Here is a 24,405-nt window from a genome sequence, read left to right on the forward strand (position 1 = left end):
CTCACCGCTCCCTGACCAGCGCCGCGTATGCGCCGCCGTGCGCCACCAGCTCCTCGTGCCGCCCGCGCTCCACGATCTGGCCGTGCTGGAGCACGACGATCTCGTCGCTGTCGCGCACGGTGCTCAGCCGGTGCGCGATCACCACGCAGGCGCAGCCGCGGCGGCGCAGGTTGTCCATGACGATCTGCTCGGTCTCGGCGTCCAGGGCGCTGGTGACCTCGTCCAGGACGAGGATGCTCGGGCGGCGCACCAGGGCCCGCGCGATCTCCAGGCGCTGGCGCTGCCCGCCGGAGAAGTTGCGGCCGTCCTGCTCCACCCTGCTGTGCACGCCGCCGGGCCGGCGCATCACCACGTCGTACAGCGCCGCGTCGCGCAGCGCCTCCAGCACGGCGTCGTCGGGGATCGAGGGGTCCCACAGCGCCACGTTGTCGCGGACCGTTCCCTCGAACAGGAACACGTCCTGGTCGACGAAGGACACCGAGGCCGCGAGCGCGCCGCGCGGGATGTCCTCCAGGCGCTGCCCGTCGATGCGGATCACGCCCTCCCACGGTGTGTACAGGCCCGCGATCAGCCGGGACACCGTCGACTTGCCGCTTCCGGAGCCGCCGACCAGGGCCACCTGCCGGCCGGGACCGACCGTCAGGTCGAAGCCGGTCAGCAGCGGCTTGTCCAGGGGGCTGTAGCCGAAGGTGATGTTCTCCAGCTCGACATGGCCGTGCAGCCGCCGGGTGGAGTCGGCGCCGCCCTTGCGGCCGTAGAGCGGATCGGCGCGGAAGTTCTCCACGTCCTTCAGCCGGGCCACGTCCGCGGCGAAGTCCTGGATGCGTCCCGCGACGCCGTTCAGCCGGGTCAGGGGGGCGGTGAAGCGGGTCACCAGCGCCTGGAAGGCCACCAGCAGACCGACCGAGAGGTGCCCCTCGATCGCCCGCATGCCGCCGATCCACAGGATCAGCGCGCTGTTCAGCGTGGCGAGCGTCGGCGCGACCACGCCCAGCCAGGCGCTCGGCACGCCGAGCCGCTGCTGCTCCTCCAGCGTGGTGGCGTGCTGCCCGGCCCACTTGCGGAAGTAGCCGTCCTCGCCGCCGGTCGCCTTCATCGTCTCGATGAGCTGCAGGCCGGTGTAGGCGGTGTTGGTCAGCCGGGCGCTGTCGGCGCGCAGCTTCGCCGTGCGCGTCGAGCGCAGCCGGATCACCACCCGCATGGCGACGACGTTCAGCAGGGCCACGCCGATGCCGACGACCGTCAGCTGCGGGTCGTAGGTGTACAGCAGGATCGCGTACAGCACGACGACCACCGCGTCCACGCCCGCCGCCGCCAGATCGCGGGCCAGGGTCTCGGCGACCTGGTCGTTGGACTGCAGCCGCTGTACCAGGTCGGCGGGGCTGCGCTGGGAGAAGAAGGTGACCGGCAGCCGCAGCAGATGCCGCAGGAAGCGGGCGCTGGAGAGCGTCGATGAGATGATCCGGCCGTGGTGCAGGTTCGCCTGTTGCAGCCAGGTGAGTACGACGGTGAGCGCGACACAGGCCGCCATGGACGTGAACAGCACGCCCAGCAGCGAGGTCTGCCCGCCGATCAGGAACATGTCGATATAGGTGCGGCTCAGTGCGGGGACCGCGGCGCCCACCAGCACCAGCAGCAGGCTCGCCAGCACCGCGGCCGGCAGGGTGCCGGCGGTGCCCTTCAGCCGGGCGGGCATCGCGCCCCACACCCCGGGCCTGCGACCGCCCGTGGTGAAGTTCTCGCCCGGCTCCATCACCAGCACCACGCCGGTGAAGCTGCCGTCGAAGTCCTCCAGGGTGACGAACCGGCGGCCCTTGGCGGGGTCGTTCACGAAGACGCCGCGGCGGCCGAAACGGCGGCCCATGCCGTCGTAGACGACGTAGTGGTTGAACTCCCAGAACAGGATCGCGGGCGCCGTGACCTCGGCGAGTGCCGCCAGGTCCATCTGCATGCCCTTGGCCGTCAGACCGTAACTGCGGGCCGCTTTGAGCAGGTTGGAGGCGCGTGAGCCGTCGCGGGAGACGCCGCAGGCGATGCGCAGCTCCTCCAGCGGGACGTGCCGGCCGTGATGGCCGAGCACCATCGCCAGGGAGGCGGCGCCGCACTCCACGGCCTCCATCTGCAGCACGGTCGGCGTGCGCACGGTCTTCGCGCGCGGCTTCGGCACGGAGCGCTTCGGCGGGGCGGCGCGGCGCCGGCCCCGGGTCTCGGGTGCGGCGGTGGTCACGGCAGCAGCCAATCGACGGGACGCTGATCGGCCAGCCGGATCGACCCCGTGGCGAGCGTCATGGAGGTGAGGGCGTAGGGCGGGCCGTCCGCGGACGACCACCGGTAGCCGCTCCGGGTGCGCGAGGAGGTGTCCAGCTCGACCGTGACGGCCACCGGCCGGCCCTTCTTCGTGAACTGCTCGCCGAGCTGGCTGTCGCCGAGGAACGCGCCGATGGCCTGCGCCGACTGGGCGGTGCGCTCCACGGACTTCACATGGCCGCGCAGCACGCCGTACTGCTGGGCCGGCACCGTCTGCACGGTCAGGTCCACGGCGGCGTGCGCGGGAATGGTGGAGGCGTTCTCGGCCGGGACGTACACGGTGGCGTAGAGCGGGTCACCGGCGTGGGCGACCTTCTCGACGGCGGCGACGTTCGCGCCGGTGGAGATGATCTGCCCGATGGTGGCGGCGAGCGCCGTGATGCGGCCGGCGGCGACCGTGCGGACCGTGGTCTCGCCCTCGGCCGTACGGACCTTCAGCACCGGGGCGTTCGCGGGCAGCCGCGCGCCCTCCTCGGCGAGGACCGCCGTCACCTGTCCCGCGACCGGGCTCTGCAGGACGTAACTGCCCTCTCCGTGGGTGAGGACGGCGGGCGCGCTGACCGTGGAGGCCACCGAACCGGTCACCGCCCACACCGAGGCGGCCACGATCGCGACCACCGTCACCGACAGCACGAGCCAGCCCTGCGGGCGGGCGAGACGCACCGGAAGATCGAGCTCCTCCGGCGACTGGAGCTTGGCGAGGGCCTGTTGGCGGAACTGCACGATCACCTACATCGAGACAACTGCACCGATGGCACGCCCATGGGTCCCGGAGCCGGGGGGCGGCTTCCGGGACCCGGGGGCACAAAGGGTGCGATCAGAGACCGGCGACCAGGTTGGTGACCGGGGCGGTGTTCAGGCCGGTGACACCCTCGACCGTGCCGACGACCGTGTCGACCAGGCCGGCGACCGGGGCAACGCCGTTGAGGGCACCGGTGGCGGTGTTCAGGGCGTTGACGGACAGACCGCCGGAGACGTTGTCCAGCTCGGCGTCGGAGATCTCGACGGTCTCAACCTGGGGGGTGGAGTTCATGATGGAACTTCCCTTCGTATGGGTATTTCACAAGGGGGGTACCGGGGTCACGGGGATCCCTGCGGTGCGTTGGATAAAAGCACGCGGTGACCGCGCGCTTCCAATCAACCATCGCTCTCACCTGGGCACTTGTGCCGCTTGCCGACCCAAAGGTGCAGGCGTGCGCACGCCGTGTCGGCCACTTCTTCACACCGCGCCCCGCATCACCGCACACCCCCGCTTGCCGCTCGCCCGCCGAAACGGGCACTTGGCGCAAACGAAGTCCGGGCGCCGCGCGGTTGTGCAGAAACGCGGCGCCCGGTGACCTGGTTGAGCATTCGATGTGCAGATTCCCTGAAGCAGGTATTCCGTTACGTGTCCGCAACCGACCGTCGCCGGATCGATACTGATCGTGCAGTCGGAGTCGGAGTCGGAGTCGGAGTCGGAGTCGGAGTCGGAGTCGTACCTGTCGTGCCGGCCGACGCCGGACCGAGTCCGAGGGCGTCAGCCGAGCAGTGCGTACACCGTGGTGGCATGGGCGGCCAGCTCGCCGGAGGCCGCGTCGGTGAGCGACACGTCCGCGAAGGCCATCCGGCGGCCCAGCTTGGTGAGCACCGCCGTGACCAGGACGTCCGCCCCGGTCACGGCGCGCTGGAACGACGTCGACTGCTGCACGGTCGTCATCGGGACGTAGCCGTCGCGCGCCGCCGACACGGCGAGCACGGTCGCGGTGTCGGCGGCCGCCATCAGCGCCTGCCCCGACAGCGCCCCGCCCTCCCGGGCCAGCCGGTCCGACCAGGGCAGCCGCAACACGGCCCGGCCCGGTTCGATCTCCTGCACGGACAGCCCCAGATCCAGCACCCAGGGCGCGAAGTTGGCGGAGAGGATCTTGTCCGCCTCGGCGGTGGTCATCGTCATGCAGGGGATTGTTCCCACCACGCGGCCGCTCCGCCCGCGTCCTGGCCGAATCACCGCCCGCGGCCCGCCCGTTGGCGCACCGCGTTGAACGCCCCACCCGCCTCCTGCGTACCAACGGCCGTCCAGGCGCCGCTGACAGGGTCCCTACCCCCACAACCCCCAGGAGGGCGAGAAGGTTGAGTCACAAGCGAATCCCGAAGCGCAAGGCAGCGATGGCGGCGGGCGGTGTGGCGGCGCTCGGCGCGGCGGCGATCCTGCTGCCCCAGGCCAACGCCTCGCAGGACAGTGCCTCGGGCACACCGGCCCCGCGCACCCTCAAGGCGGCCGACGCCCAGGGCCTGGCCGCCCAGCTCTCCAGCCTGCTGGGCGACTCCTTCGCCGGCTCCTACTACGACGCGGGCAAGCGCCAACTGGTCGTCGACGTCGTCCCCGGCGACAACAACGACGTCGTCGCGCAGGCCAAGAAGGCGGGCGCGGCCGTGCGCCAGGTCGCCCACAGCCTGGCCGACCTGAAGTCGGGCGCCCGCACGCTGAGGGCCCGCGCCTCCATACCCGGCACCGCCTGGGCGATCGACCCGCGCACGAACAAACTCCGGGTCACCGCCGACCGCACCGTCACCGGCGCGCGGTGGGACCGGCTCCAGTCGACCGTGCGCAGCCTCGGCGCCGGCATGGCCACCGTGAACAAGTCCGCCGGGACCTTCAAGACGTTCGTCTCCGGCGGCGACGCCATCTTCGGCGGCGGGGCGCGCTGCTCCCTCGGCTTCAACGTCACGGCGTCCGACGGCTCGCCCGCCTTCCTGACGGCCGGTCACTGCGGGGTCGCGGCCAAGCAGTGGTCCGATGCCCAGAACGGGCAGCCGATCGCCACCGTCGACCAGGCCGTCTTCCCCGGCAACGGCGACTTCTCCCTCGTGAAGTACGACGACCCGAACACGCAGGCGCCCAGCGAGGTGAACGCGGGCGGTGGGCAGACCGTGCAGATCAGCCAGGCCGCGGACGCGACCGTCGGCCAGCAGGTCCTCCGGATGGGCAGCACGACGGGACTGCACGACGGGCAGGTCCTCGGGCTCGACGCCACCGTCAACTACCCCGAGGGCACTGTCACCGGGCTCATCCAGACGAACGTGTGCGCCGAACCCGGCGACAGCGGCGGCTCCCTGTTCACCCAGGACGGCCTCGCGGTCGGGCTCACCTCCGGCGGCAGCGGCGACTGCACGTCCGGCGGGGAGACGTTCTTCCAGCCGGTCACGACGGCACTGCAGGCGACCGGGGCGACGCTGGGCGCGGGCGGCGCCGCGGGTGCCGGGTCCGGTGCCGGCGGCACCGGCCAGGGCGCGGGCGACCAGCAGACGGGCGGTGCCGCGTCCGGCAGCGGCACGGGCGACGGCTCGGCAGCGGGCGACGGCTCGGGCACGGGCGACGGCTCCGGCGCTCAGAACACGCCTGGCGCTCAGAATGCACCCGGCGCTGAGAACAAGCCTGGTGCTCAGGACGGCTCAGGCGCAGCCGGCCACTCCGGCGCTCAGGACGGCTCCGGCGCGGGCGGCGGCTCCGCGCTCACCGGGACGAACTGACCTCGCCCCACCCCGACCCCCTGACCGGCCTCACCCGCGGTTCCCGGCCGGCAGGGGAGACGGTCCGGTCCTCCGGCGGGAGGGCCGGACCGCTCACCGCGGCCCGGCTCAGCGGGCCCGCAGAAGCAGCAGCGCCACGTCGTCCATCCGGTCCTCCCCGGCGGTGTACTGCGTGACGAGGGCGTCGGCGAGTTCGTCCAGGTTCCCGCGGCCGCAGTCGGCGAGCCGCTCGCACAGCTCGGCCAGCGCCTCCTCGATGTCGGTGCCCGGGGACTCGATCAGCCCGTCGGTGTACAGCAGGAGCAGCGCGCCCGGCGGCAGTGCGAACTCGGTCGTCGCGTACGCGGCCCCGGCATCGATGCCCAGCAGGGGACCGCCCGCCCGGTCGAGCACCTTCACGCGCCCGTCCGGCCGGCGCAGCAGCGGCGGCGGATGCCCCGCACGCGCCATCACCGCGCGCCCGCGTCCCGGGTCCAGCCGCAGATACAGACAGGAGGCGAACAGGTCGGAGCCGAGGTCGATCAGCAGCCGGTTGGTGGCGCTCATGACCTCGCCCGGGCTGTGCCCGACGGTCGTGTACGCCCGTACCGCGGTGCGGATCTGGCCCATCAGCCCCGCCGCGGTCACATTGTGCCCCTGTACGTCCCCGATGACCGCCGCCGCCAGCGGCGGGGAGGGCACCAGGTCGTAGAAGTCGCCGCCGATGTCCATGCCCCGGGTCGCCGGCAGATAGCGCGCGGCGGCGTCGATGCCGGGCAGCGACGGCAGCGAGTGCGGCAGCAGGGCCTCCTGCAGGCCGTGCGCCAGCTGGTGCTTCACGTCGTACAGCAGGGCGCGTTCCAGCGCCTGCGCGATCAGTCCGCCGAGGCTCGTCAGCACCGCGCGCTCGTCGGCCGGGAAGGGGTGCGGCTCGGCGTAGGCGAGGACGCAGGTGCCGACCGGTCGTCCGGAGGCGATCAGCGGCAGATACGCCCAGGCCGCGAAGCCGTCCGGGGTGGAGTGGCGGGACGGGTAGAGCCGCTCCAGCTCCCGCTGCGAGGCGAAGAACGCGGGCACCCCGCTGTTGAGGGCCTGGGTGCCCGGTGTCGGCTCGGCCAGCGGGGTCCCGTCGAACCTCTCCACGACGTGCGCGTCCGGATAGCCGCGGTGCCCCAGGACGTGCAGCCGGCCGGCCCGCGAGCCGAGCAGCACCACGGCCCGGCTGCCGACGGCCGGGGCCAGCTCCGCCGCCACCAGCTCCACCACGTCCTGCACACCCACCGCCTCGGTCAGCGCCCCCGCCAGGCTCAGCACCTGGGAGATGGTCACCAGCCGGGACGGCGTGTCCCCGGGCTGCGGACCGGCCCGGTACAGCTCCGACACCGCCCGGGCCCGGGAGACGCGCACGCTCAGCCCGGTCGTGCTCGGATACAGGCGGAACGACAGCCAGGTGCCGGGCGGGCGCATCGCCACGAACGACGTGACCTGCTGGCTGATCAGCGCGGCCCGGTAGCGGTCCTCGTACATCGGATCGCGCAGCCAGGGCAGCGTCGTCCACGGCTGGTTGCCGAGCAGGGCACCGACGTCGACGCCCAGCAGCTCGGCCGCCGCCGCGTTGACGAAGGAGACCCGGCCGTTCAGGTCCAGCGAGCACAGCCCGTACGGCAGCCGCGCCACCATCCGGGCGGCCTCCGCCGAGCCGAGCGAACCGGTCAGCCCCTCCGGCGGCGGCGCGGCCAGCAGATCCGGCTCGTGCTGCAGCGGCCGGCCCTCGGCGGCGGCGCGCTCCAGCTGCCGCGCGAGGCGGTCGCAGGCCGTGGCCAGCCGCCGCAGCTCGTCCTCCTGCGGTTCGGCCGGACGCCCGCCGGGCCAGGTGACGAACACCGCCCCGTACACCGTGGAGGCGGTGGCGACCGGCAACGCGGCGAGCCCGAAGGGGTAGGGGAGCACCACCGAGATCCGGGGGTAGCGGCGGGCCATCTCCTCCTCGCCGCCGACCCACACCGGGCGCCGCTCGCGGGCCGCCTCCGCGACCGGGATCGGGGCGCCGAGCCCCACCCGCTCCCACGGCGCGGCGAACGCCCGGGGCATGCCGACCATCACCGCCATCTCCAGCACCGGTTCGTCGGGCAGGCGCAGGTACACCGCGCCGGAGTGCGCCCCGACGTCCTCCAGCATCGCCGTCAGCGCCAGCGACAGCAGGGGGCCGCCATCCGGCTCCCCGGGGGCCGGCGCAGCATGCCCGGGCGGCTGCCCGTCGGTCACGCCGACCACCTCCTCGCCCGCCTCGGCCGCGGACCCGACGTTGCACGCATTCCCCGCAGGCACGCCGGAAAGCCCCGGGGAGGTCCCAGGGATCAAATCTGCCTCGCCGGGCCGGACCGCGCACGGCGAACACCCGCGAGACACCCCCTAGGCCGTCGCGGCGGCCCGGTGAGCGGCAGGATCGCCCGCCGGCGCCCCTGCGCCCGAGCAAACCCATCCGGCTACCCCGCCCCGCGGGCGATCATGCCCGGGCAGCCGGAGCGCGGGGCGGTGCACGGCCTGCACCCGTGCGCCCCCGCGCCCCGCGTTGGCCGGATCTCTGCCACCGGGGAACGTCACGAACGCCAACAATGGGGCACGCGTTCACCACCACGACTCCGGCGCAACGAGCTGAAGGGGCAGCATTGATCCGGGTACTTCTGGTCCATGACGCGTCATTGGTGCGGTCCGTCCTCGCGGACTGGCTGCGCCGGGAGGACGACCTGCGCGTCTACGACACCTCATGGCGTGCCGCACCGGTCCGCTTGCGGTCGGTACGGCCCGACGTGTGCGCGGCGGACCTGGAGTGCTCCGACGCACCGGGTGTCCCGCCGCTCGGGGATCTGTGCGGGCGGCCGGCGGACGGAACGGGGCCGCGGCTGCTGGTGCTGGCCGACGCGCACCGGCCGGGGCAGCTGCGAAGAGCCAGGGAGGCGGGGGCACTCGGCTACATCGGCAAGGAGGGCGCGCCCGAGCGCCTGATCGAGGGCATCCGGCGCGTCGCCAAGGGGGAACGTTTCGTCGACGACTCCCTCGGCTTCGGCTTCCTGGAGGCCGCCGAGATGCCGCTGACCCGCCGCGAGCTGAGCGTGTTATCCCTGGCTGCCGGCGGCGCCTCCCTCGCGGAGATCGCCGGCAGCCTGCACCTGTCCCACGGCACGGTGCGCAACTACATGGCCGCCATCACCCGCAAGACCGGCGCCCGCAACCGCATCGACGCCATCCGCATCTCCCAGGGCCAGGGCTGGGTCTGAGCACGTGGCCCAGTGGCCGACCAGGTCGCGGTACAGCGGCGAGCCGGCCAGCAGCTCGCCGTGCGTGCCGTACGCCGTGCGCGGGCCGTCCAGCACCAGCACACGGTCCGCGCGCCGCGCCGAGCTGATGCGGTGGGCCACCACGACCAGCGTCCCGCCCGGCCGCCGGGCGAAGGCCCGCTCCGCGCGCTCCTCCGCCTCCGCGTCCAGATGGCAGGTCGCCTCGTCCAGCAGCACCAGCGGCGCATACGACAGATGGGCCCGGGCCAGCGCGATCAGCTGCCGCTCGCCCGCCGACAGCGCCGCAGGGTCCACCGGTGCCCCCGGGCCGCCGAGCCGCTCCAGCAACGGAGTGAGCCCGACCGCGTCGGCCGCCGCGAGCAGCTCGGGCTCGGGCACCGGATCCGGCCGCAGCAGGCTCAGGTTCTCACCGAGGGTGCCGCTGTGGACGTACGCCTCCTGCGGCACGAGCACCCGCAGCGCGGCGGCCCGCGCCGAGGGCACCGGCGCGCCGTACACCCGGATGCCGCCGCGCACCGGTTCGAGCAGCCCCGCCACGAGCGCGGTGAGCGTCGACTTGCCGATGCCGCTGGGCCCGACGACGGCCAGATGGGCGCCCGGCGGGAGCGTGAGGCCGAGGTCGTCGAGGACGGGGGCCGCGCCGGGCCCGTAGGAGAAGGTCACCCCCGTCAGGCGCAGGGCGGGTTCGGCGGGCGCCGGAGCCGCCGTGCGGCCCCCCGCGGCCGCCGCCCCCCGCTCACCGTCCGGTACCGGCCGTCCGGCGTCCCCCTCGGGTGCCAGCCGACGCAGGACCACCGTCAGGCGGGCGCCGCTCGTGCCGAGGCCGTGGACGAGGGTGCGCAGCGCGGGCAGCAGGGACTGGGTGACGTAGGCGAGGGCGCCGACCAGGGCGCCCGGGGTGACACCGCGGGCCAGGAGCCAGGGCGCCGCGGCCGGCACCAGGACGGCCGGCAGGTGGCCGCCGACCGCGAGGGCCGCCGTGCGCAGCATGGAGAAGCGGGCCAGGGAGCGTGCCGCTCGCAGTTCGGCGTCGATGCCGGCGGCGACGTCCGCCGCGATGCGGTCCTCCGCCCCGGACGCCGTGATGTCCCGCAGCCCTGGGCAGACCGCGCCGAGGTGCGCGGCGAGGGCCTCGTCGGCGGCGAGGTAGGCCTCCTGGCGCCGGGCCAGCGGGCGCAGCGTCAGCGCGAACAGCGCCACCCCGGCGGCCAGCGGCGGTCCCACGACGAGCAGCAGCGGCGGGGCGAGGGCGAGCAGCCCGGCGACCGCGCCGACGGACGTGAACACGAACGACCGCGCCACCATCACCAGCCCGGCGAAGGTGTCCCGGGCGATCTCAACCTGCTGGGTGAGCCCCGAGAGCGCCCCGTCGTCCGCCTCGCGCACCCCGCGTTCCACCACCCGGGTCACCAGCCGGTCCCGCAGCGGTTCCACCAGCGCGGCGACGGCGCCGTACACCCGCCCGGTGCCCAGCGCGCCGACCAGCACGCCCGCGCCGGCCACCGCCAGCCAGACCAGCCCCGTCCCGGCCCGCCCGGCGAGGAACCCGTCGTCCAGGGCGCGGGCGAGGGCGTAGCCGAGCAGGAAGGTCTGCCCGGTCTCCAGCACCGACCAGCCGGCAAGTCGCAGCAGCACGGGCCACCGCCGGCGCAGGAAACGGGCGCCCCTGGCGAGGAGCCCGGCCCCCGAGGGCGTACGCCCCGCGCCGCTCACCGTCGTGCCTCTTCCGGCTCGGCAGCGGCGAACACCGCCCGGTACCCGGGGTCCCGCCACAGCGTCTCGTGCCGCCCCACCGCCCGCACGCGTCCGCCGTCCAGCCAGGCCACGGCGTCCGCGCGGGCGGCCGTGGCGGCGCGGTGGGCGACGAGCAGGCGGGTGCCGTGCCGGCCGGGCGCGGTCAGGGCCTCGGTGATGCGATGTTCGGTGACCGTGTCCAGGCTGGACAGCGCGTCGTCCAGGACGAGCAGCCGTCCGCCCCGGGCGAAGGCCCGGGCGAGGCCCAGGCGCTGCGACTCGCCGCCGGAGCGTGGCGCGTCGGCGCAGACGGTGGCGTACCCGGCGGGCAGGCGGCGCACGAAGTCGTCGGCGTGGGCGGTACGCGCCGCCTCCCGGACGCGGGCGGGGGAGGGGTGCGGCAGCCCCAGGGCGAGTGCGTCCTCCACCGTGGCGCCGAGCAGCACCGGGCGGTCGAAGGCGCAGGCCACCGCGGTGCGCAGCTCCTCGTGGGACAGCTCGCGCAGGGGGACCCCGTCCAGCAGGACCTCCCCGGCGTCCGGGTCGGTGAGCCGTGCGGCGAGCGCGGCGAGCAGCGACTTGCCCGTCCCGGAGCGGCCGACGAGAGCGAGGGTGCTCCCGCCGGGCACCACCAGGTCGACCCCGTCGAGCACCGTGCGCTCGCCGCGTCGCGCGGTCACCCCGCGCAGCTCCAGCCGGCCGGGGCCGCCCTCGGGCAGCCGGCGCCGGCCGTGCCGCGGCGCGGGCACGGCGTGCAGCTCACCCAGCCGCCCCGCCGCCGCACGCGCCCGCGCCACCGAGGTGAGCTGTCCGACGAGCGCGCCGACACCGGTGGCGAGGACCGCGTACCGGGACGCGGCGAGCAGCTCCCCGGCGGTGAGCCGGTGCCGTGCCACCAGCAGGCCCGCGACCGCCACCACCGCCAGTTGCAGCAGCGGCGCGACCGCGACCGCCTGCGCCGCGGCCCGGCCCTGCACCCGCCACATGCGGTGGCCGGCGCGGGACAGTTCGGGCAGCGGCGTCAGGACGCGCGCCGTCTCCCGTTCCTGGAGCCCGGCCGCGCGGATGGTGCGCCGGCCGGCGACGGCCTCCGCCAGGGTCGCCGCCATCCGGCCCTGCACCCGCTGGTAGTCGGCGACGCAGGCGGAGGTGTCCCGGGCCAGGGCGCGCAGCAGCAGGTAGAGCGGTGGCGCCCCGGCGAGCAGGACGACCGCCAGCCACGGGTCGATCAGCGCCAGCGCGACGACACCCCCGGCCGGCACGGCGACCGCGGCCGGCAGCGCGGCGCGGGCGGCGGGTGCCGTTCCGGCCGCCGCGGCGTTCCCGACCAGCCGGGCGACCAGCTCGCCCGCCGGGAAGCGGTCCTGCGCCCGGGGGCCGAGCGCGAGGACATGGTCCGTCGTACGGCGGCGCAGCCAGGCGGTGGTACGGGCGTCGACGGTGCCGTGCAGCACGGTCTCGGCCGCGTCGAGGACGCTGGTCAGCAGCACGAGCCCCGCGCACAGCAGCACCCAGCGCGTCGCGGGTTCGCGCGCCAGCAGCAGGTCAAGGGCCCGGCCCAGCGCGGCGGGCAGCAGCAGCCCGGCGCCGGCCGACGCGACGGAGGCCACGGACAGCGCCGTGCGCCGGGCCGCGCTGTGTCCGGCGGCCGTGCGCAGCAGCTCCCGGCTCTCCCGGGCCACCGTGTCGCCTCGCTCGTGCGGACCTGCCATCGTGCCTGCTCCCGGAGAAGAGTGAGGGCCCCGGGTGGCCCCCCTCTCGGAGGGGCCACCCGGAGCCGGGGTCACGCGAGGGGTGTCACGCCGAGGGCGTCACACACAGAGCAGGACGCTCGCGGCGCTGATGCAGGACAACAGGCTGACGGTGCTCGCGCCGCCGCCGCCGGTGTGCTCGTCGGACTCCATCGTCTGCAGGTCGAGAAGAGCCATGATCGTGTCCTTTCGTCATGGGGACAGGGGTGGTGTCACGACCGCGGGACTGCGGCCGCGTCTTTTAGGGCCGCGTGAGCGGCGGGAGGAACGGCAGGTGGGCCGGGCCGGGGCCGTCGAAGGCCGCGCCGAGCGCCAGCAGACAACCCGCCGTTCCGGTGGCGAGGTCCATGGAGAGCCGCATCATCTGGTGGCCGGGGAAGGCGAGCTGGCCCTGGTAGGCCATCGCGTACCAGCCGAGCCCGGAGATCTGGCCGGCCAGGTGCTCCGGCGCCGCCCCGGTGCGGCTCAGATGCAGGATCATTCCGGCGCGGCCCTGGAACAGCCCGGGCTGCGCGTAGAAGCGGGAGGTCGCGGCCGTCAGCACGCCCGCCCGTACGGCGGCGAACTGCTCGGCGGCCGACGGCGCGTGGGTGAGGAAGTCGTCCAGGACCATGCCGATCCCGGCGCTGCCGTCGCCGACGTACGGCAGGGTGCGCCAGCCCTCGTCGACCTCCAGCGAGCCGCCCGGCCGCACCACGCAGCGCTCCAGGTCGCGCTGGAGCGCCGCACCGGCCGCCCGCAGCAGCTCCTTGTCGCCGGAGCGCTCGTACTGCCGCAGCAGGAACAGGGCGGGTCCGGTGGCGCCGCGCAACAGGCCGGCCCGCCGTTTCGCCGCGGGCGGTTCGGCGAGGCGGCCGACCAGGATCCGCGCGGCCTCGGCGGCCCGCTCGCCCAGTTCGCTCTCGCCGGTGGTGTCCGCGAGCGCGCCGAGGACCAGGCCGAGCCCGGCGAGTCCGCCGTGCAGGTCCGAGGACAGGTTCTGCCAGCGTTCGCGGAGGATGCCCTCGACCAGGTCGAGGGCCCGTTGCCGGTGCCCCAGCAGATTCAGCACGTGGGCGACGCCCGCGAGGCCGTCGTACAGGCCCAGGGAGGTGCCCACCGGCGCCGGGTCGGTGTGGTCCAGCAGCCAGCGCTCGCCCTCGTCGTAGCGTTCGGCGCCGGTCGCGGCGAGCGCGTACAGCACACCGGCCGCCCCGTGGGCGAGCCCCAGGCCGCCGCCGTCGGAGAACTGGGCGATGTCGCCGGGGAAGAGCCGGTCGTCGCGTTCCGGGGTCGCCGAGGCGAGGATCGCCTTGGTCATCGAGTCCCGGCTGTGCGGCCAGTCGGCGGGATCGACGAGCGGGACGGATCCCGCGGACCGGCCGGCCGTCCCCCGGGTGATCTCGGCGACCGCCGCTTCCAGGAAGTCCCGGGGCACGTCCGGGAACTCCCGGGCGATCACCTCGGCGAGATGGGCCGCCTTGCCGCGGTCCACCACGAACAGCGTCGTCACCGGCAGGAACAGCGCGAGCCGCAGACAGGCCAGGGCATAGCGGTCCACGTCGGCGCCGCGCCGGTCGGGCGGCGCGAAGAATCCCGGGTGGGCCACGATCTGGCGGCCGTGCTCCTCGACCGGGGCGGCCGCCTCGAAGTCGATCAGATACACCGACTCCTCGTCGGGGGCGACCATGATGTTGAAGACGTGCAGGTCGTTGAAGACGATCCCGCGCGCGTGGACCTTCTCCACCGCCTGCTCCACGGCCCGGTGGATGCGCACCGCCCACGCCGTGTAGGCGGCGACCTCGCCGGGGTCCGGGTCCGGCGCGAGCAGCGGATGCCGTTCCGCGAAGAACGCGTTCAGCGGCCGTCCCTCGACGAAGTCCGTCACCAGGAACCGGTGGTCGCCGAGCGTGAACCAGTCCCGCACCTCCGGCACCACACCGGTGCCCGTCAGCCGCTCGAGCGCCTCCTTCTCCCGCTCCAGCCGGGCGATCGCGTCGGCCCCGTCGGAGGCGAGTCCCGCGTGCGGGCGGCCCTCCTTCAGCACCACCTTGCGGCCGTCGCGGGTGTCGGTCGCCGCGTACACCCCGCCGCCGTTGGAGAAGTGCAGCGCCTTGTCGATGCGGTACGGCAGGTCACCCACCGTGGTGGTGTTGCGCGCCGCCAGATGCGGCTCGAGGAACGCGGGCAGCGTCACCCACTCGGGCACCTGGAAGGACGGCGAGCGCCGGTCCGGCACCAGCCGGCCCTCCCCGTCCCGCACCGCCGGCACCAGCGCGCCGCGCTCGTCCACGACGAAGGAGCGCGCGAAAGCGCCGTAGCGGACGTACAGCGGGCCCTCGCCCCAGCGCAGGTCGGTGAGGATGTAGGGGCCCTCGAAGCCCTCCAGCAGCTCGCCCAGCTCGCGCAGCACGGTGTGCAGCTGCTCCTCGCCGTCCGGGTAGACGGTGACGAACTTGCCGCTGGTGTCGCGCCCGGCGTACTTGGCGTTGCGCAGGTGCAGCAGGTGCGGGCCGGGCACGAACTTGAACGGGATGCGGCGCGGCACGCAGTAGTCCCACACGATCGCCGCGATCCGCTCGGCGTTCGCCCGGGTGGCCGAGGCGTGGATCTTCCAGCCCTGGGCCGGCCCGAAGTGCGGCCGGCCGTCCGCCGCGAGCGGGGTCAGCGTCAGCCAGTCACCGACGCGTGCCGCGCTCCAGCCCGCGGGCACCTCACGGCTCGCCGCCGCGAACAGCGGTGCGGCCTGCTCGCCGTCCGACAGCCGGTCCGGCGTGTCGTAGAAGTGACGGTCCGCGAGGGCGTACACCTCGTACCGCTTGTCCATGCCTCCCCTTCCCTGGGCCGCCCTCGAGATTTCCAGTGAGTGACCGGCCACCGACAGTCACGTGTGTCATCACATCGCCGTGCAGAACGCATGCGTCAACAGATGTTCGGATCGTTTCGAGCAGCTCGGCCGCCGCGGCGCGGTCGCGGTCGCAGGGGCTGCGCGCGGAGGGGATGCGCGCTGTAATACCGACGTGGTCGGTGAGGGAGCTGCGGGACGCAAGCCGCGGACACTGCGCGCGGAAGGTGCCCTCAAAGCGCTCGCCTCCGGCCGCGACTCACCCGAACGGGTCCGGCAGGTCCTCGAACAGGCGCTGGTCTTCGCCGGCGCGCAGCTGGCCGCCGTCTACACCCCGGGTGGGGACGGCGACCTGCTGTGTCTGATGGAGTCCGCCGGGGTGCCGAGGTCCGTGTACGGCCTGCGCGAGAGCTACCCGATGTCCGGGCGCTCGCCGGCCGCCGATGTGCACCGCACCGGGCGCGCGGTGTGGCTCGGGCCGCACGAGCTGGCCGCGCGGGCGCCGTCCCGGCGCGTCCCCGCGCTCGACTTCCACCTGGCCGCGCTGCCCCTGCCGGGCACCGGCGGCTGCCTGCTCGCCGTCAGCGAGGACAGCGGCGGCTTCGACCCAGAGGCGCGCATCTGTCTCGAGCTGGTCGCCGCGGCCGTCACCACGCGCGTGCCGGTCGCGGCCGCCGAGGCCGGTGAGCTGCCCGCGGACGCGTTCGACCTCGCCATGGACAGCGGGCGGGTCGCGGTCGGCGACGGCATCCTGCGGCTGTTCGGGCTGGGCCGCGAGGACTTCGACGGCAAGGTCGAGACCCTGCTGCGGCTCACCGTCCCCGAGGACCTGCCCGCGCTGATGTCCGTCGTCGAGGCCGACCACATGTCGATAGGCGACCGTGAGCTGGAGTTCCGCATCCTGCAGCCCACGGGGGCACCCAGGTGGCTCAGGCTGCGCGGCCGGCTGCTGCCCGGCGGGGAAGGCCGGCCCGCCCGGCTGGTCGGCACCGTCGAGGACACCTCCGCGCTGCGCTCCGACGTCACCGACGTGGCCCGGGTGCAGCGCCTGGCCGCCACGCTGGCCACCGCGGGCACCGTACGGGACGTCAGCCAGGCCGTCGTGTCCGCGCTGCGCAAACCGCTGCGGGCCGACCGGATCGCGCTCGCCGAGCTGGAGGGCGACCGGCTCGTCGTCACCGTCCTCGACCCGCCGCAGCCGGAGGCGTGGCCGGAGCTGTGGCGGCTGGAGTGGCGCGCCGAGTGGCCCGACGCGCCCGTGCGGGCCATGCCGACCCTCGCCGCCGCGCTGCGGGAGGGCCGCGCCCAGATCTGGCCCGCCGGCACCGCCCTGGAACCCGCCCTCGCCGAGGTCGGGCCCGGCGGCCTCGCCGTGCTGCCGCTGCCCGCCGGCCACCGCATGGCCGGCGCCTGTCTCATCGGCTGGGACACCCCGCACGACTTCGGCCCCGACGAACGCGCCCTGCTCACCGCCTCGGCGGGTCTCGCCGGGCAGGCCCTGATGCGCGCCCACGCCTTCGACGCCGAGCACGAACTCGTCGGCATGCTTCAGCGCCAGCTGCTGCCGCGCCGCCTGCCCACGCTGCCCGGCGCCGTCGCGGTCGCCCGCTACCTGCCCGCCACGGCGGGACTGGAGGTCGGCGGGGACTGGTACGACGTGATCCCGCTGCCCGACCACCACGTCGCCCTGGTCATCGGCGACGTCCAGGGCCACAGCACGGCCGCCGCCACCCTCATGGGGCAGATGCGCACCGCGCTGCGCGCCTACGCCGTCGAGGGCCACCCGCCGGACGTGGTCGTCTCGCACGCCAACCGGCTGCTGGCCGACCTGGAGACCGACCTGTTCGCCACCTGCGCCTACGTCGACCTCGATCTGGAGTCCGGCTCGGCGTGGTGCGTACGGGCCGGGCATCTGCCGCCGGTGCTGCGCCACCCCGACGGCAGCACCGAGATCGTCGAGTCCGACGGCGGCCCGCCGCTCGGGGTGCTCCCGCAGGCGGACTTCCCGCTCGGCCCGCTGTCCCTGCGGCCCGGCACGGTGCTCGCCCTCACCACGGACGGCCTGGTCGAGTCGGCGGACGCCGACATCGACACCGGCCTCGCCCGGCTCGCCCGCGACCTCGGCGGCTGCGGGGTCGGCGACCTCGGCACGGTCGCCGACACCCTCCTCGGCCACGCCCACCGCAGCGACGACGTCGCCCTGCTCCTGCTGCGCTACGACGGGATGGCCTCGCGCCCGCTGCGGGAGAGCTGGACGGTGTGGCGGGTACCGCAGGCCGTCGGACACGCCCGCCGCTTCACCCGGCGCACCCTGCGTGCCTGGGGCGTCCCCGCGGCCGACGTCGACGCCGCGCTGCTCGTCGTCTCCGAACTCGTCACCAACGCCCTCGTGCACACCGGCGGGCAGGTCCGCCTTGGCCTCACCCTGGTCAACCACCGGCTGCGCATCGCGGTCGCCGACGCCTCCCCGCGCACCCCCGTGAAACCGACCAGCATCGGCTGGGAGGCCACCGGCGGCCGCGGCATCCTCCTGGTGGAGGCCATGTCGGACGCGTGGGGCGCGGTCCCGGTCAGCGGCGGCAAGCAAGTCTGGAGCGAGATCGACATCGCCCGCTGAATCCCTGTGTCACCGGGCCTTCGCGGGTAACCCGGGTCGCACACCCTCGTGAGACAAGGAGTACGTCATGACCCAGCACGTCCGCGACATCATGACCGCCGACCCGGTCGCCGTGGAGCCGCAGGCCTCCGTCACGGCCGTGGCGCGGCTGATGCGCGACGAGGACCTCGGCGCGGTCCTGGTGACCGACGGCGACGACCTGCGCGGCCTGGTCACCGACCGCGACCTGGTCGTACGCGGTATCGCCGACGGCGGCGACCCGGAGCAGACCACCGTCGCCGGCATCTGCAGCGACGACGTGGTCACCGTCGGCCCCGACGACGACCTGAGTCTCGCCATCCGCCTCATGCGCGAGCACGCCGTACGCCGTATCCCCGTCGTCGACCACGGCCACCCGGTCGGCATCGTCTCCCTCGGCGACACCGCCATGGAACGCGACCCCGACTCGGCCCTCGGCGACATCAGCGCGGCCACCCCCAACGTCTGACGCCCCGTCCGGCCCGGGCCCCGCCCTCGACGCACGGCCGAGCGCCCGCCCGGTCGACGGACGTCTGTTTGAATCCGGGACGTCCGGGGACCCGGCGGCGTAGTGCGACCGAAGGAACGCGCGGGCAGCAGAAGGAAGATGAGACGCCGTGACGACCGCTCACTCCCAGGACAAAACCGTGGTACGCCGAGCCGAGACCGGTTGGGCGAGGGCCCGCAGGCTACGCCGCCAGCGCGCGCTGCGCACCTGCCTGCCCGCCGTGGCGGACCCCGGCGCGGAGCCCGCATCGCGCACCGGAACCGATGGGAACATCGTCCGGGGCGAAGACTGAGGCGAGGCCCCGGCCGGTACGCAGGCGGACCCGGGCAGGACCGGCCGGCCGGCGCGCGTCAGGCGTGCGTCTTGGCGAGGAGTTCGAGGATCTCCTCGGTCGTGCCCGTCTCGCCCAGCCGCGGGAAGATCCGCCGCACACTGCCTGCGTGCGCCTCGGCGTCCATGTCGCTCATGGCGTCCGTGGCGAGGGTGACGTGGTAGCCGTGCTCGTGCGCGGCCCGGGCGGTCGACTCGACGCCGATGCTGGTGGCGATGCCGGTCAGCACGATCTGCGTCACTCCGCGGCGGCGCAGCTGCACGTCCAGGTCGGTGCCGTGGAAGGCACCCCAGTTGTGCTTGGTGACGATGATGTCGCCGGCGTGCCCGGCCAGTTCCGGCACGATGACGTCCCAGCCCTCGGGGCGGGCACCCCCCGCCCTGGGGGCTTCGGTGCGCCCGGGGACCGCGTCGGCGCCGTCGGCGGCGAACGACACCCGCACCAGCACGACCGGCAGGCCGCGCTCCCGGAACGCGTCCGCGAGCCGGGCGGAACGGGCGACGACATCGGCGCCGGAGTACGGCTGCACGGGCGCGCCGGCGATCCCCGCCTGGAGATCGATCACCACGAGAGCGGTGCGCGGATCGAGAGCGGTGACTGCCATGGTCGGGCCTTTCGTTCGGGTACTGCGGACTTCGGGTGAGGCCCCCGGGCTCGGGCTCTTCCGGGAGCGAGGACGGGTCACGGCTGCGACAGCCGCTCCAGCAACGCCAGCGCCTCGAGCACCGTGCGCCGCTCGGCCTCCGTGAACCGGTCCTGCAGGGCGCGGGTCAGCCACTCCTCGCGGGCCTGCCGGTCACCGGCGATACGGTCCTGGCCGGACTCGGTCAGGGTGACCAGCTGACGGCGGCCGTCGGCGGGATCGGGGCTGCGCCGGATCAGGCCGTGCTGCTCCAGCGCGGCCAGCGTCGCCGCCATCGACTGCGGACGCACCCCCTCGGCGGACGCGAGCGCGCTCGCCGTGGCGGCGCCGTGCTTGCCGACCAGGGTGAGCGCGGAGACCTGCGACGGGGTGAGCGCGTCGTCCCCGGCGACCTCCCTGACGCGGCGGCGCAGCCGCCCGATCAGGACGCGCAGCTCCTGGGCGGCGCGGGCGGCGCTGCCGGAGATCTGCGAGGCGTTCTCGTCGCGGGCCATGCCCCGACGGTAATTTCTTCAGGCAAAACTGTCCAGTTTCACCTGAACAGTTTTCCTGAGCACGTCCCCCGCGGACGAGCGAGCGCACCTGCCGCGAGCCGCCACCCCGCCGCCGCGGGCCCGCGCCGTACGCTGAAACCGTGCGCCTGCTGCTGATGTCCGACACCCATCTCCCCAAGCGCGCCAAGGAGCTGCCGGCGCCGCTGCTCGCCGAGCTGCCCGAGGCCGACGTCGTCCTGCACGCCGGCGACTGGGTCGACACCGTCACCCTCGACCTGCTGGAGAGCCGCAGCCGCCGGCTGATCGCGGTCCACGGCAACAACGACGGCCCCGGGCTGCGCGCCCGGCTGCCCGAGGTGGCCCGCGCCGACCTGGGCGGCCTGCGCTTCGGCGTGGTCCACGAGACCGGCCCCGCCCAGGGCCGCGAGGCCCGCTGCGCCGCCCGCTTCCCCGACCTGGACGTCCTGGTCTTCGGGCACAGCCACATCCCCTGGGACACCACCGCGCCGGGCGGCCTGCGGCTGCTCAACCCCGGCTCCCCGACGGACCGCCGCCGTCAGCCCCACTGCACCTACCTCACGGCCACGGTGGCGGACGGACGCCTCACGGATGTCGTTCTGCACCGGCTGCCACGCCGCTGACACCCTCCCGGGTCCGGGCATGGGCCGGGCCGCTCACCTCGATGGAAGCGGCCCGGGCGCTGCGAGTGGATTGCGCTGACACGGACCTCCTTCGATGGGCGGTTCCTCAAGGGCGACGCATGCGGTGCATGCCTCGTCCATATATGGCGCGACTACCCCATACCGACCCGGTCACACACAGACGCCGCGGAACTTTTTTTCCGCCCCCGCGGATCGGCGCTCAGCTGCTCGAACCGGTCCAGCCGGCGGTGACATGGCCCAGGCGCACCCGTTGCGGATGGTCGCCGACGGGGACCGAGATCCGCTTGCGTCCCGTGGCGAAGTCGATGGCCGTGACCTGGTCGGCGCCGCTCTCCGAGATCACACAGTCCCGTCCGTCGCCGCTGACCGTGGCCCAGTACGGCTTGGACGCGGGGACCAGCGGGCCCTCCTGGAGGGTGGCGCGGTCGACGACGGTCGCGTAGTCGTCCATCGTGCCCGCCACGCACAGTTTGCTGCCGTCCGGTTTCATCGACAGGCCGTGGTGGCGGGAGTCGTTGACGAAGGTGGTGCGGTCGTCACTGGTGGCGGGGTTCTTCGGCAGGGTCTTGGTCCGCGTGATCCGGTCGGTGGCGAGGTCGTACTCGAAGAAGCCGTTGAAGAACGACACCTGGAAGTACAGCTTCGACTCGTCGGGGGAGAACACGGCCGGCCGCACCGCGTCGGAGTAGTCCTTCAGCCCGATCGCGTCGAGCCGCTCGCGCATGTCGATCACCTTGACCGGCTTGTACGTCGTCGCGTCGACGACGGTGATGTGCCGGTCGCCCTTCGTCCAGTCCAGCCAGGGCGCGTCCAGCGCGGTGTTCACGTCGCCGATGGCCATGTTCCAGAGGTACTTGCCGTCCTTGGTGAAGATGTTCTCGTGCGGCTTGTCCCCGGTGGCGAAGGAGCCGAGCTGCCGGCCGGTGACGATGTCCAGGACGTGCACCGTGTTCGCGGTGGACGCGGACACCGCGACCCGGGTGCCGTCGGGGGAGACGGCCATGTGGTCGGCGCGGTGACCGGACACCGGGAAACGCCAGTTGAGCCTGCCCGTGGCCAGGTCGATCGAGACGACGTCGGCGAAGCTGGGCCGCGAGACGACGACCGAGCGGCCGTCGGGTGTGGAGTACATGTCGTCGGCGAACTGGTCGTGTCCCTCGCCGACGCTGTTGCGGATCGCCATGAAGTACACCCACTTCACCGGATCGGCGTTGATCTCCGCCAGCCGCTGTTCCTTGTCCGGTACGACGTCGATCCGGCCGATCCGCGCGAAGTCGCCGCTGGAGGCGATGACGTCGGCCGTGCCGTCCCAGTTGTTGCCGACGAAGAGCACCTCCCGCAGCCCCGGGGCATCGGAGCGGGCATCGGCGCGGGCGGCGGTGGCGGGAGAGACGGCGGTGAGCGCGAGCGCGGCGGCGACCGTGCACACAAGGCGGGGTCGGAAGGCGGGCATGACGGCTCCTCGGGGTGGGGTGGAACCCGAACACACGTGATGCACAAGGGACTTACTGCAAAGTAAGGAAGGGGTGCCCGCCCCGGCAAGAGTGCGGACGCACCTATGCCGAGATCCTCTCCAGCGCCCGCAGGACCGGCGCCTCGCCGTCCTCCGCGCGGATCCGCGCCCCCAGGTCCCGGGCCCGCCGCCCGTACGCCGGGTCGGTGACCGCCTCCACGAGTGCGGAGGCCAGGGCGCCGGCCGTGAGGCGGCGCAGCGGCAGGGTGCGCGGGGCGACGCCCAGGGCGACCAGCCGGCCTGCCCAGAAGCGTTCGTCGAACTGGACCGGCACCGGCACCGCCGGCACGCCGGCCCGCAGCCCCGCCGCGGTCGTCCCGGCACCGCAGTGGTGGACCACCGCCGCCATCCGCGGGAACAGCAGCGAGTGCGGCACGTCGTCGACGAGCAGCAGATCGTCACCGTCGGCGCTCAGCCCGCCCCAGCCGCGCTGGATCACCCCGCGCAGTCCCGCCCGGCGCAGCGCACCCGCGACGGCCGCACTGAAGCCGCGCGCGTCGGGCACGGTGGCACTGCCCAGCCCGACGAACACCGGCGGCGGCCCGGCGTCCAGGAACTCCCGCAGCTTCCGCGGAAGTTCGCGCTCGAGGTCGTACGGCCACCAGTAGCCGGTCACCTCCAGGCCCGGCCGCCAGTCCCGCGGCCGGGGCACCACCAGGGGGCTGAAGCCGTGCAGCACCGGCCAGCGCTGCCGCTCCCGGGCGCGCAGTGCCGCCGCCGGGCGGACCGGCGCCAGCCCCAGCCGGGCTCGGACGGCCGGCACGGCGGAGGCGAAGACGTGCTCCACGGCGAGGTTCACCCCGAGCCCCGCGACCCGGTTCACCGCCCCGCCCCAGGAACCGGTGGTGAGCAGAGGCGGCGCGAACTCGCCTGTGGCGGCCAGCGGTTGCAGATGCAGGCCCACGCTCGGCCGGCCCAGGCCCTCGGCGACGGTGTGCCCCAGCGGGCCGAGCGCGGCGCCGAGGAGGAGCACGTCGGCGTCCTCGGCGGCCGCCAGCAGCGCGTCGGTCATCCGGCCGGCCAGCGCCCGCGCCATCGCCACCACCCGCACCAGCTTGCCCACCCCGGTCACGCTGCGGTGCAGGCCCCGTCCGCGGGCCGACTCCAGCTCCGCCCGCGGATCCACCGGCAGCGCGCGAAAAGCCACCCCCGAACCCGCCAGGAGCGGCGCGAACCGCTCATGGGTGACCAGGGTGACCTCGTGCCCCGCCCGGACCAGGGCGTGCCCGAGACCGGTGAAAGGGGCCGCGTCGCCCCGGGATCCCGCCGTCATGATCGCCACACGCACGCAGCGCAGTATGGCGAGGATCCCGCGCGTCCGCAGGAACGACCCGCGGGAAACGGCCACTTCGGCGCTACGGGATCACACCGTCGTCCCGAGCTGCCGGGCCGCCGCGTCCACCGTCTGCTCCAGCAGCGTGGCGATGGTCATCGGGCCGACCCCGCCCGGCACGGGGGTGATCAGCGAGGCACGCTCCACCGCCGAGTCGAAGTCGACGTCCCCGACGTTGCCCTCGTTGTAGCCCGCGTCGATCACCACCGCGCCCGGCTTGAGGTCCTGCCCGCGGATCAGCCGGGGCCGGCCCACGGCGGCGACGACGATGTCCGCCTCCCGCACGGCCGCCGACACATCCGGGGTACGCGAGTGGCAGTAGGTGACGGTGGCGTCACGGGCCAGCAGCAGCATCCCGGCCGGCTTGCCGAGGATCGCGCTGCGGCCGACGACGACCGCCCGCTTGCCCGACGGGTCGACGCCGTACGCGTCGAGGAGGCGCATGATCCCGCCCGGTGTGCACGACACGAAGCCGGGAAGGCCGAAGCTCATGGTCGCGAAGGACGCGAAGGTGACACCGTCGACGTCCTTCTCCGGCGCGATCGCCTCGAACGCGGCGCGCTCGTCGACGTGGTCGCCCACCGGGTGCTGGAGCAGGATTCCGTGCACGGACGGGTCGGCGGACAGCGCCCGGACCGTCGCCACCAGCTCCTCGGTCGTGACGGACGCGGGCAGCGCCACATGCCGCGAGTCGATGCCGGCCTTGCGGCAGCGGTTCTGCTTCATGCGCACATAGGTGACGGAGGCGGGGTCCTCGCCGACGAGCACCGTGGCGAGGCAGGGCTTCGTCCCGGTGCGCCCGGTGAGGTCGGCGGCGCGCCGGGCGGTCTCCTCGACGGTGCGACGGGCGAGCGCGGTGCCGTCCATGAGACGGGCCTGGGTCAT

19 protein-coding genes and 1 pseudogene are annotated in these 24,405 nt (G+C 74.3%); 6 read left to right on the plus strand and 14 right to left on the minus strand.

Going from position 1 to position 24,405, the window contains the following annotated elements; genetic code table 11:
• Window position 1: 1 nt before the first annotated feature.
• The 4 genes from ACZ64A_RS05520 to ACZ64A_RS05535 form a co-directional block, all read right to left on the minus strand.
• Window positions 2-2,227 (minus strand): NHLP family bacteriocin export ABC transporter peptidase/permease/ATPase subunit, encoded by a 2,226-nt coding sequence (locus ACZ64A_RS05520; RefSeq protein ID WP_469808371.1) that lies wholly within the window; start codon window positions 2,225-2,227, stop codon window positions 2-4.
• Window positions 2,224-3,030 (minus strand): hypothetical protein, encoded by an 807-nt coding sequence (locus ACZ64A_RS05525; protein ID WP_469808372.1) that lies wholly within the window; start codon window positions 3,028-3,030, stop codon window positions 2,224-2,226. Before ACZ64A_RS05525 ends, ACZ64A_RS05520 begins: the two co-directional genes overlap by 4 nt.
• A gap of 94 nt (window positions 3,031-3,124) precedes the next feature.
• Window positions 3,125-3,340, minus strand: a complete 216-nt coding sequence (locus tag ACZ64A_RS05530) for a type A2 lantipeptide (protein ID WP_469808373.1) — start codon at window positions 3,338-3,340, stop codon at window positions 3,125-3,127.
• Window positions 3,341-3,823: 483 nt separating this feature from the next.
• Window positions 3,824-4,237, minus strand: coding sequence for a PaaI family thioesterase (locus tag ACZ64A_RS05535; protein WP_469808375.1), 414 nt, complete (start codon window positions 4,235-4,237; stop codon window positions 3,824-3,826).
• A gap of 176 nt (window positions 4,238-4,413) precedes the next feature.
• Between ACZ64A_RS05535 and ACZ64A_RS05540 the strand changes: the two genes are divergently transcribed.
• On the plus strand, window positions 4,414-5,814 hold the full coding sequence (locus tag ACZ64A_RS05540) for a S1 family peptidase (protein ID WP_469808376.1): 1,401 nt from the start codon (window positions 4,414-4,416) through the stop codon (window positions 5,812-5,814).
• Window positions 5,815-5,922: 108 nt separating this feature from the next.
• Here the strand turns inward: ACZ64A_RS05540 and ACZ64A_RS05545 are convergent, their stop codons facing one another.
• Complete coding sequence (locus ACZ64A_RS05545) at window positions 5,923-8,067, minus strand: PP2C family protein-serine/threonine phosphatase (RefSeq protein WP_469809070.1); 2,145 nt, start codon at window positions 8,065-8,067, stop codon at window positions 5,923-5,925.
• A gap of 341 nt (window positions 8,068-8,408) precedes the next feature.
• On the opposite strand from ACZ64A_RS05545, the pseudogene ACZ64A_RS05550 reads away from it, so the two are divergent.
• A pseudogene (locus tag ACZ64A_RS05550) lies at window positions 8,409-8,987 on the plus strand (LuxR C-terminal-related transcriptional regulator); the annotation flags it as partial.
• On the opposite strand, the gene ACZ64A_RS05555 reads toward ACZ64A_RS05550, so the two are convergent.
• The 4 genes from ACZ64A_RS05555 to lanKC all read right to left on the minus strand — a co-directional run bounded on the left by ACZ64A_RS05555 (window position 8,910) and on the right by lanKC (window position 15,383).
• Window positions 8,910-10,805, minus strand: a complete 1,896-nt coding sequence (locus ACZ64A_RS05555; RefSeq protein WP_469808377.1) for an ATP-binding cassette domain-containing protein — start codon at window positions 10,803-10,805, stop codon at window positions 8,910-8,912. The pseudogene ACZ64A_RS05550 and the gene ACZ64A_RS05555 overlap by 78 nt on opposite strands.
• Window positions 10,802-12,538: an ABC transporter ATP-binding protein gene (locus ACZ64A_RS05560; protein WP_469808379.1), complete on the minus strand. Its 1,737-nt coding sequence runs from the start codon at window positions 12,536-12,538 to the stop codon at window positions 10,802-10,804. Before ACZ64A_RS05560 ends, ACZ64A_RS05555 begins: the two co-directional genes overlap by 4 nt.
• A gap of 99 nt (window positions 12,539-12,637) precedes the next feature.
• Complete coding sequence (locus tag ACZ64A_RS05565) at window positions 12,638-12,754, minus strand: SapB/AmfS family lanthipeptide (RefSeq protein WP_361629739.1); 117 nt, start codon at window positions 12,752-12,754, stop codon at window positions 12,638-12,640.
• Window positions 12,755-12,818: 64 nt separating this feature from the next.
• Entirely contained in the window at window positions 12,819-15,383 is a 2,565-nt protein-coding gene (gene lanKC / locus ACZ64A_RS05570; RefSeq protein ID WP_469808380.1) for a class III lanthionine synthetase LanKC, read from the minus strand.
• A gap of 193 nt (window positions 15,384-15,576) precedes the next feature.
• Between lanKC and ACZ64A_RS05575 the strand changes: the two genes are divergently transcribed.
• From ACZ64A_RS05575 to ACZ64A_RS05585, 3 genes are all read left to right on the plus strand, one after another.
• Complete coding sequence (locus ACZ64A_RS05575) at window positions 15,577-18,018, plus strand: SpoIIE family protein phosphatase (protein WP_469808382.1); 2,442 nt, start codon at window positions 15,577-15,579, stop codon at window positions 18,016-18,018.
• Window positions 18,019-18,085: 67 nt separating this feature from the next.
• The gene (locus ACZ64A_RS05580) at window positions 18,086-18,505 is read left to right on the plus strand and encodes a CBS domain-containing protein (protein WP_469808383.1); all 420 of its coding nucleotides are present in this window, start codon (window positions 18,086-18,088) and stop codon (window positions 18,503-18,505) included.
• Between the two features lie 148 nt (window positions 18,506-18,653).
• Window positions 18,654-18,836, plus strand: a complete 183-nt coding sequence (locus tag ACZ64A_RS05585) for a hypothetical protein (RefSeq protein ID WP_469808384.1) — start codon at window positions 18,654-18,656, stop codon at window positions 18,834-18,836.
• A gap of 58 nt (window positions 18,837-18,894) precedes the next feature.
• Here ACZ64A_RS05585 and ACZ64A_RS05590 read toward each other — a convergent pair whose 3' ends face one another.
• Together ACZ64A_RS05590 and ACZ64A_RS05595 are read right to left on the minus strand one after the other, a co-directional pair.
• On the minus strand, window positions 18,895-19,479 hold the full coding sequence (locus ACZ64A_RS05590) for a hydrolase (RefSeq protein WP_469808386.1): 585 nt from the start codon (window positions 19,477-19,479) through the stop codon (window positions 18,895-18,897).
• A gap of 77 nt (window positions 19,480-19,556) precedes the next feature.
• Window positions 19,557-20,012: a MarR family winged helix-turn-helix transcriptional regulator gene (locus tag ACZ64A_RS05595; RefSeq protein ID WP_469808387.1), complete on the minus strand. Its 456-nt coding sequence runs from the start codon at window positions 20,010-20,012 to the stop codon at window positions 19,557-19,559.
• A gap of 140 nt (window positions 20,013-20,152) precedes the next feature.
• Here ACZ64A_RS05595 and ACZ64A_RS05600 point away from each other — a divergent pair, with 140 nt between their 5' ends.
• Complete coding sequence (locus ACZ64A_RS05600) at window positions 20,153-20,653, plus strand: metallophosphoesterase family protein (RefSeq protein WP_469808388.1); 501 nt, start codon at window positions 20,153-20,155, stop codon at window positions 20,651-20,653.
• A 220-nt stretch (window positions 20,654-20,873) separates the two neighbouring features.
• Here ACZ64A_RS05600 and ACZ64A_RS05605 read toward each other — a convergent pair whose 3' ends face one another.
• The 3 genes from ACZ64A_RS05605 to ACZ64A_RS05615 form a co-directional block, all read right to left on the minus strand.
• On the minus strand, window positions 20,874-22,127 hold the full coding sequence (locus ACZ64A_RS05605) for a YncE family protein (RefSeq protein WP_469808389.1): 1,254 nt from the start codon (window positions 22,125-22,127) through the stop codon (window positions 20,874-20,876).
• A gap of 103 nt (window positions 22,128-22,230) precedes the next feature.
• Window positions 22,231-23,460 (minus strand): glycosyltransferase, encoded by a 1,230-nt coding sequence (locus ACZ64A_RS05610; protein WP_469809071.1) that lies wholly within the window; start codon window positions 23,458-23,460, stop codon window positions 22,231-22,233.
• Between the two features lie 90 nt (window positions 23,461-23,550).
• A complete protein-coding gene (locus ACZ64A_RS05615; protein WP_469808391.1) occupies window positions 23,551-24,405 on the minus strand; it encodes a bifunctional 5,10-methylenetetrahydrofolate dehydrogenase/5,10-methenyltetrahydrofolate cyclohydrolase in 855 nt (284 codons plus the stop codon).

The organism is Streptomyces sp. NPDC104814 (assembly GCF_055583185.1).